The 687-nt window shown below is 67.0% G+C and carries 1 protein-coding gene; it reads left to right on the forward strand.

The annotated features are described in order from the left end of the window. The first annotated feature begins 229 nt into the window (after window positions 1–229). Window positions 230–532: a hypothetical protein gene (locus ABD844_RS52830; RefSeq protein ID WP_344897903.1), complete on the forward strand. Its 303-nt coding sequence runs from the start codon at window positions 230–232 to the stop codon at window positions 530–532. Window positions 533–687: the final 155 nt, after the last annotated feature.

The following is a 687-nucleotide window of genomic DNA, read 5'->3' on the forward strand; positions in this document are numbered from 1 at the left end:
GGGCTGCAAGAGAGGGCTGGAGGCTCGTCTGAGGACGAGAACAGGCACGACCTTCGAGATCATGAGGTTCTCGACGCCTAATGATCACCAGAGAAGACCGTGCCTGTCCCCTCATCATCGCCGATCAGTGCTGCCCTTGGCCAACTGGCCGAGCACCGGCCGGCGACCGCCTCCGACTGCCTCACCCTGCTGGAATGCTTCCAACGCCTTCCCGATCCCCGTGATCCGCGTGGCGTCCGACACGCACTGGCGTCATTACTGGCTGGTGCCGCGCGGGCACGGGCGTGAGGAACGCCGCACCCTCAAAGTCGTCACCGTCACCTCCGGGCTGCTGTTTCCCCACGTCATCCAGGCGATGCAGATCAAACGCCAGGTCAGGGATGGCAGCGCGGGCAGACGGCGGACCGTGACCGTCTACGCGATCACCGATCTCCCCGCCTGGCAGGCCTCTCCCGCCGACCTGGCCACCTGGCCACCTGGATCCGCGGTCACTGGAGCATCGAGATCCGGCTCCACTACGTCCGCGACGTGACCTACGCCGAAGATCACAGCCAGGTCCATACCGGCAACGCGCCCCGAGCCATGGCCACCCTGCGCAACCTCGCGATCGGCGCCCTACGCCTGACCGGCGCCGACAACATCGCCCAAGCCATCCGCCACATCTCCCGCGACGCCACCCGCACCCTC

It is taken from the genome of Nonomuraea antimicrobica, assembly GCF_039536965.1.
In the GTDB taxonomy this organism is placed as follows: Bacteria; Actinomycetota; Actinomycetes; order Streptosporangiales; family Streptosporangiaceae; genus Nonomuraea; species Nonomuraea antimicrobica.